Origin of the sequence: Arcanobacterium pluranimalium, assembly GCF_016907845.1 — a bacterium.
GTDB lineage: Bacteria > Actinomycetota > Actinomycetes > Actinomycetales > Actinomycetaceae > Arcanobacterium_A > Arcanobacterium_A pluranimalium.
In genome coordinates this window covers 1,125,604-1,140,321 of the sequence record NZ_JAFBCS010000001.1, presented here as the reverse complement: position 1 = coordinate 1,140,321, position 14,718 = coordinate 1,125,604, and the positions used below count along the sequence as shown (strand labels likewise).

Below are 14,718 nucleotides of genomic sequence, written 5' to 3'. Positions count from 1 at the left end.
GTTGCGTGCGGGGGTTTTAGGCTCCGGCCTTCTGTGTGAGGATCTTGACGGCCTCGGGCAGGACGAGCTTTCCGTCCAGACGCTGGGAGGCGAGGAAACCGACCTGGCCGGATGTGGCGAACAGTTCGTTCAAGCGCTTAAACGAGCGTCCCTGCCGGTCAGCGATCCAGTAGTAGGACAGGTCACCAAACGCCACGGTCTTCGCGCCCGCCTTGATCCCGGGGGCGAACGTGGAGGTGTGCACCGGCTTGCCCAGGATCATGTCCGGAGCACCAGCGGTCAGTGCTGGCTGCCACAGGTACTGGCCCTGGTTGTCCTTGAGCTTGCGCACGGTCTTGACGGTGGCATCGTTCATCAGCCACACCGCCCGAGCCCGATACGGTGCGCGCAGGCTGTAGTGCAGGTCGATGAGCTCATCGGCGGTGATGTCGGCGGCCTTCGCGGTAGTCACATCCGAGATGCCACCACCGGTGGCATCGAAAATGCCGGTCGGCTTGCCCTTGCCGTCACCGACCAAGAACGCCTCCTCTTCAGCGGCACCGATGCGGCGAGCGAACTCGGCGGCGAGGTAGGCCTCGACGTCGAAGACCGAATCGCCGAGCAGTTCCTCGCTGATCTTCAAAAACGTGCCGAGCTTGAACGCCGAGAGCGTGATCTGGGAGAAGGTCTCGTCGGATTCGGTGTAGGGCTTGCCCTCATCGAGCCAGCCAGCGCTGCCGTGGGTGGACACGACCGGGATCTTACGATCACCCGAGGTGGTCTGAATGACGTTAGCCAGGCCTCGCATGATGTTCTGCTCAGCCAGGGACTGCACGAGGGTGTGCTCGAACTCGTCCGGCACCAGGTAGCCGCCCTCAGAATCAACCCCTTCCGACAAGGCATTACGCACCTCCATAGGCGAGGCGTTGAGCCGCATCGCATCCCAAAAGGCGCGCTTGTAGGACGCGGAAGCGCGACCCATCTTGGACGTTTCGCTCTCATCTCCGGTCTGGCCGGGCATCGAGATCAGCGGCGCATTCGTAGCCCGGGCAAGATCAGCATCCAGACGCTGAGCGCGCTCAGCGCGAGCAATCTCGCCGGTCAGCCGTTCAATGTCGGCTTCCATGCGTGCGTAGGTCTGGTCGTCCTCGGCGGACAGGCAGCCGGTGGCGGTGTCGCGGCGTTCGTCAAGGAACGCCTTGGCCTGATCCCAAATGTGGGCGCGCCTGGTGCGCAGGTCAGAAATCGTCATCGTGGACATAAGAGGTTCTCCTTCATTCAGTGGACTCGGTTGGTCAGTTGGGCGTACAAATCAGCAACCCGCCGACCACGAGAGCCAGCAGGCAGAACAGAAACAGGAACGGGCACACCAGGCAGGTTGTCCGGTTGGTGGTGGGTGCAGGCGGCGACGAGCTGCTGCTCCGAGGTGCGTCGGGCAAACACCACACCGCCCGTGCGGTTCTTCTTGGGTGGGAACGGCGGCCCCTTCTTGGCAGGCTTGCCGTCGTCCTCATCCGGCTCAGCGTCGGGCTTGTCTTCATCCGGCTCGTCAGGCTCGGTGTCAGGCGTGTCGGACTCGGGTTCGTCGTCCTCGTCGGGCTTCTTGTCGGCGTCGAAGATGGGATCGCGGCTACCGGTGAGCAGCTCGTCGGCGAAACCAAGGTCGATGGCGGCGCGGGCGTCCATCCACGTCTCTTGATCCATCAACTTGCTCAGCTTCGCCCGGCTCAGGCCGGTCTTGAGCTGATAGGCGTTCACGATGGATTCTTTGACGGACTCCAGCATGGACAGGGCTTTGGCGAGTTCGTCCTTGTCACCCACAGCCAGCGTGGCGGGGTTGTGGATCGTCAACATGCTCACGGGTGTCATCGCCACCGTTCCGGCGGCCATCGCAATCACAGACGCGGCGGAGGCGGCGATCCCGTCGATGTTGACGGTGACCGGTCCGGGATAGTCGAGCAGCATGTTGTAGATCTGGGCGGCGGCCACCACGTCCCCGCCAGGCGAATTGAGCCAGATCGTCACCGGCCCAGTGCCAGCGTTGAGTTCTCGGGCGAACAGGTTCGGGGTGATGTCGTCGTCGAACCAGGATTCGTCGGCGATCTGCCCGTTAATACGCAAAACCCGGACACTGCCAGCATCCGGGTCATCGGTAGTTGGCTCGGGTGGGAGCCAGTTCCAGAAACGTCTCACAATCGTGTCCTCCTCAAAAATCGCTCATCAGACGCAGGTACAGAATCAGGTGGCGGCTGCCCGTCAGGTGGGTCGGCCTCGTCAGGCTCCGGTGGGTCGGGCTCGCCTTCGTCGGTGGGTTGGGTGGTGGCGTAGGCTCCGGCGAGGCCGAGTGGCAGCATGTTGCCGTTGACCAAGTACAGGTCACCGCCGGCCTCGGGGTCGATCCGGTCGAGGTTTTCAAGCTCGCGGATGTCGTTCGCGGACATCCAGCCGTTCTGGCGGGCGACCGCATACCCGTTCATGCGGGACACATAGTCGCCGCGTAGCAGCCCTTCGACGTTGAACTTCACGAACAACGTCGGCTTCTCGCGTTGCGCGAGGAGGGTTTTGGTGATGGCTTGTTCGAAGCGGATCACCCACGGGTCGAGCGTGTACTTCACGAACTCCAACGACTGCTGCTCAATATTCGAGAACGAGGACTTCTCCAAGTCGCCGATCATGTGGGGCGGGATGCGGAAGATGCGGGCGATCTCGTTGATCTGAAACTTCCTCGTCTCCAAGAACTGCGCCTGCTCTGGCGAAACGGAGATCGGCGTGTACTTCATACCCTCCTCCAACACAGCGATCTTGTTGCCGTTCCTTGCCCCGCCGAACGTCGCCTGCCACGACTCGCGCACCCGGGCGGGGTCTTTGATCGTGCCCGGATGCTCCAACACCCCACCAGGGGCGGCACCGTTGGCGAAGAAGGACGCGCCGTAGTCTTCGGTGGCCTGCGCCAGCCCGATGGCGTTTTTCGCCATTGCAATCGGGCTGTAGCCGACCAGGCCGTCAAAGCCCAGGCCGGGAATATGCAACACCTCATGCGGCGACAGGCGCACGGTTTCGAAGCGGCCCGCCGGTTCATCCCAGGTGCGCTGATACTCGTAGTAGAGGCGGCCTTGCTCGTCGCGTACGACGGTCATGCGGTTCGGCATCAACGGATACAGGCCGATCACCTCATCCAGCCCGTTCCTGAGCACTTGGGCGAAGGCGTTGCCCCACAGCAGCAGGTGGGTCATGAGCGTTTCCCGGAACACGAAGCTGGTCATCTCCGGGTTCGGCTCGTCATGCAGCAGTCGGTAGAGCGGATGGTCGAGAGCCTTCACCTTCGACCCGTCCGCGCCCTGCCGGTAGACATGCAACGGCAACCCGGCGATCGCCTCCGCCAGGATGCGCACGCACGAGTAGACGGCCGTCATCTGCATCGCCGAGCGCTCCGTCACCGGACGGCCCGACGTGGTGCCACCGAAGAAGAAGCCATAGCCCGAGCTGATCGCATGATCCTCCACAGGCCGGTTGTTCGTGCCACGCAGCCAATCAAGAAAACCCATAGGGACACCTCCTGCGAGTGAACGACGATGAGGATGGTTCGTTGCTTTGCACTGGCTCCCCGCTAGGCGTACACTTCAAACCGTATTGGTTCAATATTGACTGAAGTGAGTGTGAGATTGTGAACAACGCAGAACAAGTTGGGGAGGCTGCTGCACTGCTCAGCGCAGCAGCTGATCCGATCCGGCTAGCCCTGCTGCAACAACTTGCTGACAAGGGCAGTTCGTGTGTCTGCGATTTTCAAACCCAGCCACCGATCCCTGACAACCTGTTGAGCTACCACTTGAAGGTTCTGCGTGATTGCGGGTTGGTCATCGGTGAACGACGGGGCCGGTGGGTGGACTACTCGCTCACGCCTGACGCGATTGAGCGGCTGCACCAGGCACTGCCAAACCCTCAGACTCAAGGAGGAGAAGATAAATGAGCGAGCAAGGTTGCAACGCAGGCGAGAGCAACTCTCAGCAGAAAAACATCGCAATCTCGCGCTGTTCACAACCATCCAATCAAGATGCGGCGTCGATAGACTCCGAGCAGCCTCGCGAAGATGCAGCGACTCTCACCCCGCTGGGTAGACGTCAGCCGAATGCGCTACTGTGGGGCAAGCTTCTCGTTGCCGCACTTGTGTGGGTTGGCCTGTACTTTGCTAATGAGCCGTGGTGGAACTGGTTCTTCGGTTCACTCCTGGGAATGAACCTCGAGGAGCGCCTAGCGGGATCATTGCACTTCTTCTTCTATGACACGGTCAAGATCCTGCTGCTGCTGACCGGATTGATGTTTGTCATCGGAATGCTGCGCGCCAGTTTCAATATGGACAAGGCGCGCGACTTCCTCGAAGGCAAGGGCCTATTCTTTGGCTTGGTGACGGCTGTCGCCTTAGGAGTCATCACCCCATTTTGCTCCTGCTCTTCAATTCCACTGTTCATCGGGTTCGTAGCAGCCGGGATTCCGCTATCCATCACACTGACCTTCCTGATCGCATCACCACTGGTGAGCGAAACCGCTGCGATTCTTATCGGAGCTCAATTCGGATGGGACATCGCTGTTGCCTATCTCATCGCAGGCTCCCTCATCGCGATCGCCATTGGCTGGGTATTGAGCCTTTTCAAGCTTGATAAATGGGTCAACCAGTCAGTATTCGACACCAAAGTCGCCAAGCTCCGAGCTGGCGGCCACGTCCCAACACTGCAAGAACGTGTCAACGCGGCTATGGGAGAAGCCAAAGACATATTCAGCAAAGTGTGGATCTGGGTCATCGTTGGCGTAGGAATCGGTGCCGCGATCCACGGCTGGATTCCCGCCGACTTCTTCGCCACATATGTGGGACCAGATAATCCACTCGGCGTGCCATTGGCAACCATATTGGGAGTCCCGCTCTACGCCAACGGCGGTGGAGTTGTTCCCATCGGAGAGGCACTCTGGGCGAAAGGCATGCCGCTCGGTACCGTCATGTCACTCATGATGGGAGCAATCGCACTGTCTATCCCCGAGGGAATCATGCTACGTCGCGTCATGAAGCCCCAGCTGCTGGCACTCTTTTTCGGAAGTGTCACTGTCGGCATCATCATCGTCGGCTACCTCTTCAACATCATCTATGCCTAAAGGAAGTCTCATGAAACCCGTAACAATAATGTTCGCCTGCCGGCAAAACGCGGGACGCTCACAACTAGCAGCCGCGATCACCCGCGCCAAGGCCGACCCAAACATCACGGTATTGTCCGCCGGAACAGAGCCCGCTGACAAACTCCATACGGAAGTACTCACGGTTCTAAGCGAAATGGGTTTAGAACCCGACGGGAAACCGAAACGTCTAGAACCTCACGACGTGCAAGCATCTGACTGGGTGATCACCATGGGATGTGGGGAAACTTGCGCCATCTTCCCCGGAAAACACTATGAGGACTGGCCAGTTGACGACCCTTCTGGTCAACCTCTTGACGTGGTGCGTCGGATTCGCGATGACATCCAGCAGCGTGTCGACGATTTACTCAAACGCATTCATTCATAGACAACGAAAGGTGAAACAATGAACATCAAAATCCTCGGTCCCGGATGCAGGAACTGCGTCAACCTCGAGAAGCAAACCCGTAAAGCAATCGCTGATCTGAACCTCGATGCCGATATCGAGCACGTCACCGACTATGCAGACATCATGTCCTATGGCATCATGTCAACACCAGGACTGGTCATCAACGGCGAGGTCGTCGTCTCCGGACGAGTCCCTAAAGCAAACGAAATTGCCCAACTACTCACGAACCGCTAAACAGATCAGAGCACGAGTAGCCCGCGCTCGTCGTAGACGCTGCCGCTGGTGTGGTCGCCTGCGCGTCGGATGGAGCGGTCGAGTGCCATGATCGTGGCGACCACGCCGTCGATCTTCTCGGTGGACTTCTGCTTGTCGGGTTTGATGTTGCCGGCCGGGTCGGTGCGCACATGGATGTTGTCGACCATCCAGGCGAGCACCGGATGCCCGCCATGCGCCAACCTGCCCTCCAACGCCAGCTTCATCAGCTCCTTGCTTGGTGGGGACATGTCTTTGAAGCCCTGCCCGAACGGCACGACCGTGAATCCGGCATCCTCCAGGTTCTGTGACATTTGCACGGCACCCCATCGGTCGAACGCGATCTCCCGGATATCGAAGCGTTCACCAAGGGACTGGATGTGGTGTTCGATGTGGGCGTAGTGGACCACGTTGCCTTCCGTGGTCTCCAGGAACCCTTGGCTGTGCCACAGGTCGTAGGGCACGTGATCACGTGCCACCCGCAGCTTGAGGTTGTCCTCGGGAATCCAAAACCACGGGACGATCCGGTACTTCTCGTCATCCCCGTAGGGCGGGAAGACGAGCACGAACGCGGTGATATCCGTCGTGGAGGCCAAGTCCAGCCCGCCGTAGCAAGGTCTGCCCTCCAGCTCGTCTAGGTCTACCGGGTCTGCGCAGGCGTCCCAGATGTGCATGGGCATCCACCGCACGGACTGTTTCACCCACTGGTTGAGGCGCAGCTGGCGAAACGAGTTCTCCTCGGCGGGGTTCTGGCGAGCCGAGTTGCACGCCGCCCGCACCTTGTCTACCGGCACGGTGACCCCAAGGGAGGGGTTGGCTTTGTGCCAGACCGCCTCATCCGTCCAGTCATCGTCCAGCTCCGCGCCGTAGATCACCGGGTAGAAGGTGGGGTCGTGTTTCTTGCCCGCGAGAATGTCGCGCGCTTTTTGGTGCTGCTCGTAGCAGATGCTGTGGGTGTCGGTACCTGCGGTGGTGATGAGGAAGTACAGCGGCTGGGTGCGCGCATCACCCGAGCCCTTGGTCATCACGTCGAACAGGGCCCGGTTGGGCTGAGTGTGCAGCTCATCAAAGACGACCCCGGATATGTTGAACCCGTGCTTGGAGTACGCCTCCGCCGAGAGCACCTGGTAGAAGCTGTTGGTCGGCTTGTAGATGATCCGCTTCTGACTGCTGAGGATTTTCACCCGCTTCGATAGGGCCGGTGATTGGCGGATCATGTCGGCGGCGACCTCGAAGACGATGCTGGCTTGCTGCCGGTCGGCCGCGCACCCGTACACCTCGGCGGCTTGCTCCCCGTCCCCGCAGGTCAACAGCAGCGCGATCGCAGCGGCCAGCTCGGACTTGCCCTGCTTCTTGGGGATCTCCACATACGCGGTGGTGAACTGGCGGTAGCCATCGGGCTTGATGGTGCCGAACAGGTCACGCACGATCTGTTCCTGCCAACCCAGCAGTGTGAACGGTGTGCCTGCCCAGCGGCCTTTGGTGTGGCGCAGCGCCTGAATGAACGCCACGGCGAAATCAGCTTTGCGTTGGTTGTAGGTGGAGCCGTCTGCCATGAACCGGGTCGGCGTGTAACTGGCGGCCATGACGGGCGTGCTCCTTCCTGGGGTATAAGAAAAGCCCCAACCGTATGGGGCGAAACGAATCGTGCAGGGCCAGGCTCTGCCCGTTGGGGTGGTCGGGGCGGCGCGTGGGGTTAGCAGTAGGTGGCGCGGAAGTCGGCGATGACCTGGTCGGTGTCGAAGCCGCCGTAGCGCCAATCGGACAGGCCGCGCTTCCTGGCCAGGGCGATGATCTGCTCGGCTTTGGTGTAGTGCCAGCCGATGCGGCTGAGCGTGCGGACGGGGATCTTCAGCCCCGACCTCCTCGGCGAGCTCGTCGAGGACGCTGAAGGGGATCTCGGCGGTGGCCTGGATGTCACCGTGCGGGGCGGCGTCGGCGGGGATTTCTAAGTGGTTGGTGATCAGGTTCCGGGTGGCGTCCATCGTCCGTGTCCTCCTTGGCCGTCTGGTACGTGGGTTAGACCTGGGTCAGGGCCCAGGCGATAGCATGCCCGGCGTCTGCGAAAAGGTGGTCGGCCTCGGCGATGAGCTCCAGGGCGCATTCGCTGCGGCCGCGTGCGTTCGGGCCGAAGCCATCGATCGGGGCTTCGATGAGGCGGTAGACCTGGGCGCTGTTGCCGTAGCCGTCTTTCTTGGTCCAGGTCGCGAAGGTGGCCAGCGTGTAGTCGCCGTGTGCGAGGATCGCCCCGTAGGAGTCGACGCGCATCTGCAGGGCTTCGGTGGTGAGCTTCTCGGTGGTGTTCATGGCTGTTGTCCTTTCCTGAGGGGCTGTTCTTTTGTCATGTACATACAGCCATAGGTGCGGGCGCTTATCCAGTCGTATTTGCCCAGATCAGGCACTATTTTTTGGGATCTACAGCACTCGGAGACCGTGGAGAATCAAGGCTTGTGACGAGGGGAAACCCCGCTCGTGGCAGGGTTTCCGGGTGCCAGCAGGTCAGGCGTTGCGATTGATGCGTCAGTTCTCCTTCCTGCTTGCCGGGGTGCGCCAGGCGGCGTCGCCTTCCAGGCCTGCCAGCAAGATGCGGCGTGCCTGCTTGTGTTCGGGGCCGATGAAGCCCAGGGAGAGCAGGAAGCAGCGCATCGTGTACTTGTCATTGCCCGGTGCAGGCGGCGTGGATCGGATCCGGGTTGCCTCCTGGGCGCGCTGGCAGAGCTTTGCCACAAGCGGGATCACCGCCTCGCGTGCCGTCTCCGGCGTAATCGACTCACACCACGGGAACGAGACGGTCTCGTCATCGTTGAACTGCACGGGTGTGGCCGGGATGCCCAGGGCCTTGGCGATCAGTGGCCCTTTGGCCGCTAGGAGCGCTTCGAGGTTGGCGCGAGTGCGCTCACTCCACCCGGTGGTGGGCATCGTGACCGTCAACGCCACCTCGCCCGGGTCGGCGGTTTCAAAGCCCGCCTTGTGTGCGGACTCGAGCACGGCCTGCGCCTCGATACCATCTGGCAGGTAGAGGGTCCAGTCCCGATCCAGCGTGGCGTCTGCGATCTGGTAGGCAAACGAGGGCGTGCCCAGATAGGTGGCCTCGGTGCCAAGGTGATCGGCGAGAAGCTGGGCGAGCTTTTTCCTGCCCGTTTTGTGCGGGGTGAAGGCGAGGATGCTCATGCCACGACCTCCTTCTCGAACCAGGCGGCCACCATGCTGAGGAAACGCGTCGGGTCACACTCGATCACGCGCACCACCAGCTGGTAGCCGCGTGCCGTGGCAACCCGCAGGGTTTCCTCGGGGTCGTAGACGTTGACTCCGGCTGCGATGAGCTCGCTGATTTCGATGTGTAATTCACTCATGACCAGTCCTTTTCGCTCGGTTCCCCCAGGTGTGGGGGTGCTTTCGGTCATGTACATACAGCCATACGTTTTTCCGCTTATCCAGTCGTTTTTGCCCTCATCAACGGCTCATTTTCACGCCCCTGTTTTCCCTGCATATTGCGGGGTTTTATTCGCGGTTGCGGTCAACCTGTTTGACCAGATCCAGATACGTGTACTGGGTGCCGTCGCGCTGGCAGGTGATCCCGGCCGCGTCCCCGGTCGCCTCGGCGTAGCGGCGCAGAATCACCGAGGCGTACTTCTCGTCCAACTCCATGCAATACGCGATGCGGTCGGTCTGCTCGGCGGCCATCAGCGTCGAACCGCTGCCAGCAAACGTGTCGAGGATGATCGCGCCTGCCTGGGTGGAGTTGCGGATCGGATAGGCCAACAGGTCCAGCGGCTTAGAAGTCGGGTGGTCGGAGTTCTTTCGCGGCTTGGCGAAGTTCCAGATCGTAGTCTGTTTCCGATCAGCGAACCACTTGTGCTTGGCACCTTGCTTCCACCCGTAGAGCACCGGTTCGTGCTGCCACTGGTACGGCGAGCGTCCCAGGACAAGGGAGTCTTTGACCCAGATGCAGCAGCCGGAGAGTTTGAACCCGGCGTCGATGAACGCCTTGCGGAAGTTCAGCCCTTCGATGTCGGCGTGGAACACATACGCCGACCCACCCTTGTCGAGAACACCCGCCATGTTGGTAAACGCGGCGAGCAGGAACTCGTAGAACGAGTCGGCCTTCATCGCATCATTCTTGATCGTGAGCCCATCGGAGGACTCGAAGGCCACGTTGTAGGGCGGGTCGGTGAGCACCAGGTTCGCGCTCTTGCCATCCATGAGCACCGCGACATCGTCTGCGTTGGTAGCGTCCCCGCAGACCAGCCGGTGCCTGCCGACAGTCCAAATGTCCCCGCGCTGGACGAATGATGCGGCCTCGAGCGCTTTCGTGAGATCGAAGCCGTCATCGGTGACCTCGTCATCGTCGAGGGAACCAATCATTTGGGCGATTTCATCGTCATCAAAGCCGGTGAGCTCGGCATCAAAGTCAGCCGCGTCCAGGTCCGCGATGAGCAGGGCCAGCTTGGATTCATCCCAGTCGCCGTTGATCTTGTTCAATGCGACGTTGAGCGCCTTCTCGCGGGTCTCGTCCAGTTCGACGACCACGCAGTCAACATCAGTGTGGCCAAGATCAGCGAGCACTTTCAGGCGCTGGTGGCCGCCGACGACGTGGCCGGTGGTGTGGTTGTAGATCACCGGCTCGACGTAACCGAACTCGGTGAGCGACCGCTTGAGTTTTTCGTAGTCCGCATCCCCGGGCTTCAGGTCCTTACGCGGGTTGTAGTCGGCGGGCTTGAGCTCACTGATGGGTAGCTGCTTGATGAGCACGGCGGGTCACCTCCGTGGTGAGCTTGTCGGTAAACGGCAGCGTCCATTCCCACTCGCTCAGGCCATGACCCATGTGCCCGTAGGTGGAAAGCTTCGCGTAGATGGGGGCTCTAAGGCCGAGCCGTTCGATGATCGCGGCCGGGCGCAGCGGGAAGATCGCCTGGGCGGCGTCGGTGAGCAGCCAGTCCGGGTGCTCACCGGTGCCGAAGGTGTCGATGTGGAACGCGACCGGGTCAGCCTTACCAATCGCATAGGAGATAGCGACGTGGCATTCTTCGGCCAGGCGCGCATCCACCACGGTTTTCGCGATCAGGCGCGCCATGTACGCGCCCGTCCGGTCGACCTTGGAGGGATCCTTACCCGAGAACGCGCCACCGCCGTGCGGGCCGAGCCCACCGTAGGTATCGACCATAAGCTTGCGCCCGGTCAGCCCGGTATCAGCGGTGGGCCCACCGGTCACAAACCGTCCCGACGGGTTGACCAACACACGTTCAGGCGTGGCTCCAGGCAGGTATTTGTCAATCGCGGGAGCAACGACCAGCGCGCGCACCTCGCGTTCAAGAACCTCTGGGTCTTTGTGAGCATCATGCTGGATCGAGACCACCACCGTGTCAATACCCACCGGGATACCCAGCTCGTCATAGACCACCGAGACCTGGGATTTACCATCAGAGCCAATACCTGCGATCGTTCCCTCGCCGCGTGCCTGGTCGAGGCGAAGGCAGATATTGTGGGCGAGCACGAGCGGCAACGGCAGACGCTGAGCGGTCTCGTTGGTCGCATACCCGTAGACGGTGCCTTGATCGCCCGCACCGAGCGTGGCGTAAGCCGACTCGTCACCGGCACGGGCCTCAACAGAGGTGGTCACCCCTGCTGCGATATCTGCTGATTGGCGGCGCACCCACACATAGATCACAAACCTGTTCGGGTTATAGCCCGCCTTGCGCAGCTTCGCCCTGGTCGAAGCGCGCAGCTTCGGCTTGATCGCGGTGGTGATCTCACCCGTGACAACAATGCGCCTGCCGGTGGCCATCACCTCAACCGCCACCCGCGCATTCGAATCGACGGCGAGGATATCGTCAAGTATCTGATCAGCGATCAGGTCACACAGCTTGTCAGGATGGCCAATACACACAGATTCAGCACTTCGAACAACCCCCACGCGAAGGCTCCTTTCAACACGCGAATACGAAGAAGGCCCACCCGAGAACCGGGCAGGCCGAAACCTGAAAAGACATGAACTGGTTAGGAGCGGGCTTGCAAAAGCCGCTCCATGATCTCATCACCGGGCGTGGCACCCGAATAATCAGTGGTACACGTGGCACGCACGATGTCGAAAATCTCGTACCAATACACATTCGCCTGCTTACCGAAACTCTGGCTCATGGCTACGAACGGGGAGGCGATCGCCGCGCCCGTTGTCGGGTGCTTACCGAGCAGACCGAACTTCGAGATCGCCTGCTCACACTGCACATACCGAGCAAACGCCTGCGCATACAGCTCAATCAGACGCTTCGAAACAAACTCCGTACAACCACGCGCATCCAACCACTCCCAGGTTTCCTTGTACACCAGATCAGCACCCAGTGGTTTACCGTCACGCTGCTCCGCGCTTAGGTAATCGTCTGGTTCTGGCATCGGCTCACCACCCAGCACCGCGCCGTCCCTGATATCGGTGCCATCCAGATCAAACACGTCGAGCTCAACTGGAGTGGCGAGCCTGGTGGCAGGTCGACCTGCAGCGAGCTTCTCGTTGAGTGCTTCAGGTTTCGCGCCAGCTCGCACGCGGCGTCCGCCACGGTTGGTGCCGTCTTTGGCCATCGTTTCCTCTTTTACGCTTGTTTTGGGGGTCGCGTCGGGTGCCGGAAGCAGTAACGGAGATGTCGGAACATCTTGATACGTTTAAGTATGGATGCATCGCAGACAGGGCATGCTGCTCTCGTGCGATACCCCCATCGTCACGTACCTAACTAAGAGAAAGACACCCATGCCCCAGTCTGAAACCAATCTTGTAAATGTTTATTTTGAATCGATCAAACCAGAACTAGCTGAATTCATTAGCAGCTCATCGCCGCTCCCAGAGTTTCTGATGATCTGCATCAATCTGGCCACCGAAATCGCTGAAGATCCGAGCAAAACAAACCTTGTGATTACCGGTGATTTTGTGGAATCAACAAAAACAAGGTTGGGCGACACCGAAGCGGCGAAGTCCTATGATCTTTTGCGAGGTATTGGTGTCGTCGGAGGGAAGACGATTCAAGATGGCGACACCATGACAGTTCTTCTTCACGCAGACATATTCGAGCTTGCGCTTGATTACCAAACAAATCCTGACCCTGCTGTCGTATTCTTACGCACCATCGCTCACGAGATGAACCACGTCTCCATGTACCAACGTGGTGAATCTGGTGCTCCGCCTCTAGACGGTAGCTGGAAAGCTACAAATCTCATCTCATCAGCTGCGGCAATTATCGACGAATATCGAGCAGAACTTGGCTCGCTGCGTCTTATCGACCCGCAAGAAGCCGACTGGAACCCTTCCGAAAGCGTTATTTGGCTAGAAGATTCCCTCATTCGAGTCGTGACTGAGTACCAGGAACACCTAGATGTCGGAAAACTTGTATTCGATGTTGGCTCCCAGACGCTGATAGCTCTCAAACAACTGGCCTACTGTGCAGCCTACGAGAGATATTCCGGCAAGAAACGACCACTCGATTTAAGCAGATTGCGATACGCAAATACCCAAGCCAATTTTCCGCAATGGTGGAATGATTTCCGTGGAGCATTGGACTCTCTCCCCTCAGGAGAAAACAGCCTAAGCCAAGATGCTGAGCAGAAAGCTCGGTTGCACGTATCAAACCTTCTCGATACGCATCTTCGTATAACTGGCTTTGACTGGGACGAGCCAATGTTCACGATCCGGCACGATTTTTTACATCTTCTCTAAGATCCCTCAGCCAACCTACAGGACCGGTTCGGGATCGTCTTCCTGCCGCGGTCAATACCTTGTTTGATTCGGTGACTTTGTGCGCGGTTGGCCCCGCCCGCTGAGGAGCAAACGCCCGGTAGAGATTCACATCCCCCTACCCCTCGCACAACGCCGCGAGGTTGGCCCGAGAACGGCGAACACCGTGCAGGTGGGCATCGTTGAGGGTCGCAAACCTCGGCGCGTCACGCGGGCGCACGCGCGTTCTCAGTAGCTGTAAACCCTGGGTTGTTGCCTCCAGCGGTCGTCCTCGCGCGCGGTCTTGGACGAGTGGCACGTCTTACACAGCGCCCGGAGGTTGCTGGTGTCGTGGGTGCCGCCGTGTTCGAGAGGGAGGATGTGGTGGACTTCCTGCGCCGGCGTGTACCGGCTAGCCGCGAGGCAGTCCTCACACAAGGGGTGGGCGGTGATGTAGGCGGCGCGGATCTTGCGCCAGCGGGCACCGTATCTGCGGTTGATCTTCGGGTCCCGCTGATGCCTGCGGTACCGCTCGTCTTCTGCACGAGCGTGAGCCGGGCAGAAGCGGTGGTCGGTGAGTTCTGGGCAGCCGGGTTGGGAGCAGGGGCGTTTCGGTTTCCTCGGCACCACACCCACCTCCCACGAATACGGCAAGACCCCCAGACGGGCTACCGAATGCGTCTGGGGTCTTGGCCTAGTTGTCAACCGCTTACTACGTTACGGGCTGGTTTGGGGGAAGTCATCCGCGTTTGCCGACACCTTTTGGCGGGTGGGTTCATAAACCACTCGGCCCATACAACGCCGTCGCCAACCGCCCCAGCGCCCGCGACTTCTTTTGGTGCGCGGTGGAGCGTTCGACGTAGAAGTGGTCACACACCAGGTTCACCGCATCCTCCTGTGAGCCGTCGCCGAGGAAGAATGCCTCGAGCACAAACCTGTCATCCTCCGACAGCAAGCCCCAGGCGGGGAGGAACCAGTCGAGGTATTCGCGTGCTTGGCGTTGCCGTTCGGCGAGCAGGTCGATCTTGTCCAACGTTGCAGCAATCCTGTTCTCATTGCCGTGCGGGTTCACATAGCGCGGCAGGCCATCCAACCTGGGTGACGCCGGGTGGACGAGATCCTCCCGAAGCTGATCCGCCACGTGGCTGGTGTCTCCTGCGGCGTGTTCCATGAGTGGGTAATCCTGCAGGGCGGCGATCTCGGCCACCGAGTTACACCACCT

General features: G+C 60.2%; 18 protein-coding genes. 6 read left to right on the top strand and 12 right to left on the bottom strand.

The window, feature by feature from the left end:
- Positions 1–16: 16 nt before the first annotated feature.
- The 3 genes from JOD55_RS04845 to JOD55_RS04835 are packed head-to-tail and all read right to left on the bottom strand — an operon-like array spanning position 17 to position 3,524.
- On the bottom strand, positions 17–1,240 hold the full coding sequence (locus tag JOD55_RS04845; RefSeq protein ID WP_204398944.1) for a phage major capsid protein: 1,224 nt from the start codon (positions 1,238–1,240) through the stop codon (positions 17–19).
- Positions 1,241–1,257: 17 nt separating this feature from the next.
- Complete coding sequence (locus tag JOD55_RS04840; RefSeq protein ID WP_204398943.1) at positions 1,258–2,172, bottom strand: head maturation protease, ClpP-related; 915 nt, start codon at positions 2,170–2,172, stop codon at positions 1,258–1,260.
- A complete protein-coding gene (locus JOD55_RS04835) occupies positions 2,169–3,524 on the bottom strand; it encodes a phage portal protein (RefSeq protein ID WP_239538965.1) in 1,356 nt (451 codons plus the stop codon). The genes JOD55_RS04840 and JOD55_RS04835 overlap by 4 nt, the downstream gene beginning before the upstream one ends.
- A 119-nt stretch (positions 3,525–3,643) precedes the next feature.
- Here JOD55_RS04835 and JOD55_RS04830 point away from each other — a divergent pair, with 119 nt between their 5' ends.
- Genes JOD55_RS04830 through JOD55_RS04815 form a run of 4 tightly spaced genes read left to right on the top strand, consistent with a single transcriptional unit; the run spans position 3,644 to position 5,782 of the window.
- The gene (locus JOD55_RS04830; RefSeq protein WP_204398942.1) at positions 3,644–3,946 is read left to right on the top strand and encodes a metalloregulator ArsR/SmtB family transcription factor; all 303 of its coding nucleotides are present in this window, start codon (positions 3,644–3,646) and stop codon (positions 3,944–3,946) included.
- Entirely contained in the window at positions 3,943–5,121 is a 1,179-nt protein-coding gene (locus JOD55_RS04825) for a permease (RefSeq protein ID WP_204398941.1), read from the top strand. Before JOD55_RS04830 ends, JOD55_RS04825 begins: the two co-directional genes overlap by 4 nt.
- A 10-nt stretch (positions 5,122–5,131) precedes the next feature.
- Positions 5,132–5,527, top strand: coding sequence for an arsenate-mycothiol transferase ArsC (locus tag JOD55_RS04820; protein WP_013170736.1), 396 nt, complete (start codon positions 5,132–5,134; stop codon positions 5,525–5,527).
- A gap of 18 nt (positions 5,528–5,545) precedes the next feature.
- A complete protein-coding gene (locus tag JOD55_RS04815) occupies positions 5,546–5,782 on the top strand; it encodes a thioredoxin family protein (protein WP_013170737.1) in 237 nt (78 codons plus the stop codon).
- 5 nt (positions 5,783–5,787) lie between these two features.
- Here JOD55_RS04815 and JOD55_RS04810 read toward each other — a convergent pair whose 3' ends face one another.
- The gene (locus tag JOD55_RS04810) at positions 5,788–7,386 is read right to left on the bottom strand and encodes a terminase large subunit (RefSeq protein ID WP_204398940.1); all 1,599 of its coding nucleotides are present in this window, start codon (positions 7,384–7,386) and stop codon (positions 5,788–5,790) included.
- 104 nt (positions 7,387–7,490) lie between these two features.
- Here JOD55_RS04810 and JOD55_RS04805 point away from each other — a divergent pair, with 104 nt between their 5' ends.
- On the top strand, positions 7,491–7,691 hold the full coding sequence (locus JOD55_RS04805; protein ID WP_204398939.1) for a hypothetical protein: 201 nt from the start codon (positions 7,491–7,493) through the stop codon (positions 7,689–7,691).
- 128 nt (positions 7,692–7,819) lie between these two features.
- Here the strand turns inward: JOD55_RS04805 and JOD55_RS04800 are convergent, their stop codons facing one another.
- From JOD55_RS04800 to JOD55_RS04775, 6 genes are all read right to left on the bottom strand, one after another.
- Positions 7,820–8,107 (bottom strand): Nmad4 family putative nucleotide modification protein, encoded by a 288-nt coding sequence (locus tag JOD55_RS04800; RefSeq protein WP_204398938.1) that lies wholly within the window; start codon positions 8,105–8,107, stop codon positions 7,820–7,822.
- Positions 8,108–8,320: 213 nt separating this feature from the next.
- Positions 8,321–8,971, bottom strand: coding sequence for a hypothetical protein (locus JOD55_RS04795; RefSeq protein ID WP_014320309.1), 651 nt, complete (start codon positions 8,969–8,971; stop codon positions 8,321–8,323).
- Entirely contained in the window at positions 8,968–9,153 is a 186-nt protein-coding gene (locus JOD55_RS04790; protein ID WP_204398937.1) for a cell division protein, read from the bottom strand. Before JOD55_RS04790 ends, JOD55_RS04795 begins: the two co-directional genes overlap by 4 nt.
- A gap of 148 nt (positions 9,154–9,301) precedes the next feature.
- Positions 9,302–10,552 carry a DNA methyltransferase gene (locus JOD55_RS04785; RefSeq protein WP_204398936.1) on the bottom strand — a complete coding sequence of 417 codons (1,251 nt, stop codon included), beginning with the start codon at positions 10,550–10,552 and terminating at the stop codon, positions 9,302–9,304.
- Complete coding sequence (metK, locus tag JOD55_RS04780; RefSeq protein WP_204398935.1) at positions 10,524–11,714, bottom strand: methionine adenosyltransferase; 1,191 nt, start codon at positions 11,712–11,714, stop codon at positions 10,524–10,526. The genes JOD55_RS04785 and metK overlap by 29 nt, the downstream gene beginning before the upstream one ends.
- An 83-nt stretch (positions 11,715–11,797) precedes the next feature.
- Entirely contained in the window at positions 11,798–12,373 is a 576-nt protein-coding gene (locus tag JOD55_RS04775; RefSeq protein WP_204398934.1) for a P27 family phage terminase small subunit, read from the bottom strand.
- 166 nt (positions 12,374–12,539) lie between these two features.
- On the opposite strand from JOD55_RS04775, the gene JOD55_RS04770 reads away from it, so the two are divergent.
- Complete coding sequence (locus JOD55_RS04770) at positions 12,540–13,499, top strand: hypothetical protein (RefSeq protein WP_204398933.1); 960 nt, start codon at positions 12,540–12,542, stop codon at positions 13,497–13,499.
- A 246-nt stretch (positions 13,500–13,745) separates the two neighbouring features.
- Here JOD55_RS04770 and JOD55_RS04765 read toward each other — a convergent pair whose 3' ends face one another.
- Complete coding sequence (locus JOD55_RS04765) at positions 13,746–14,123, bottom strand: HNH endonuclease (protein ID WP_204398932.1); 378 nt, start codon at positions 14,121–14,123, stop codon at positions 13,746–13,748.
- Between the two features lie 148 nt (positions 14,124–14,271).
- Complete coding sequence (locus tag JOD55_RS04760; protein ID WP_204398931.1) at positions 14,272–14,703, bottom strand: hypothetical protein; 432 nt, start codon at positions 14,701–14,703, stop codon at positions 14,272–14,274.
- Positions 14,704–14,718: the final 15 nt, after the last annotated feature.

Coding starts and splice junctions, on each gene's coding strand:
- JOD55_RS04815 (WP_013170737.1), top strand. CDS start 5,546: ATGAACATCAAAATCCTCGGTCCCGGATGCAGGAACTGCGTCAACCTC.
- JOD55_RS04820 (WP_013170736.1), top strand. CDS start 5,132: ATGAAACCCGTAACAATAATGTTCGCCTGCCGGCAAAACGCGGGACGC.
- JOD55_RS04835 (WP_239538965.1), bottom strand. CDS start 3,524: ATGGGTTTTCTTGATTGGCTGCGTGGCACGAACAACCGGCCTGTGGAG.
- JOD55_RS04775 (WP_204398934.1), bottom strand. CDS start 12,373: ATGGCCAAAGACGGCACCAACCGTGGCGGACGCCGCGTGCGAGCTGGC.
- JOD55_RS04790 (WP_204398937.1), bottom strand. CDS start 9,153: ATGAGTGAATTACACATCGAAATCAGCGAGCTCATCGCAGCCGGAGTC.
- JOD55_RS04845 (WP_204398944.1), bottom strand. CDS start 1,240: ATGTCCACGATGACGATTTCTGACCTGCGCACCAGGCGCGCCCACATT.
- JOD55_RS04810 (WP_204398940.1), bottom strand. CDS start 7,386: ATGGCCGCCAGTTACACGCCGACCCGGTTCATGGCAGACGGCTCCACC.
- JOD55_RS04825 (WP_204398941.1), top strand. CDS start 3,943: ATGAGCGAGCAAGGTTGCAACGCAGGCGAGAGCAACTCTCAGCAGAAA.
- JOD55_RS04770 (WP_204398933.1), top strand. CDS start 12,540: ATGCCCCAGTCTGAAACCAATCTTGTAAATGTTTATTTTGAATCGATC.
- JOD55_RS04795 (WP_014320309.1), bottom strand. CDS start 8,971: ATGAGCATCCTCGCCTTCACCCCGCACAAAACGGGCAGGAAAAAGCTC.
- JOD55_RS04800 (WP_204398938.1), bottom strand. CDS start 8,107: ATGAACACCACCGAGAAGCTCACCACCGAAGCCCTGCAGATGCGCGTC.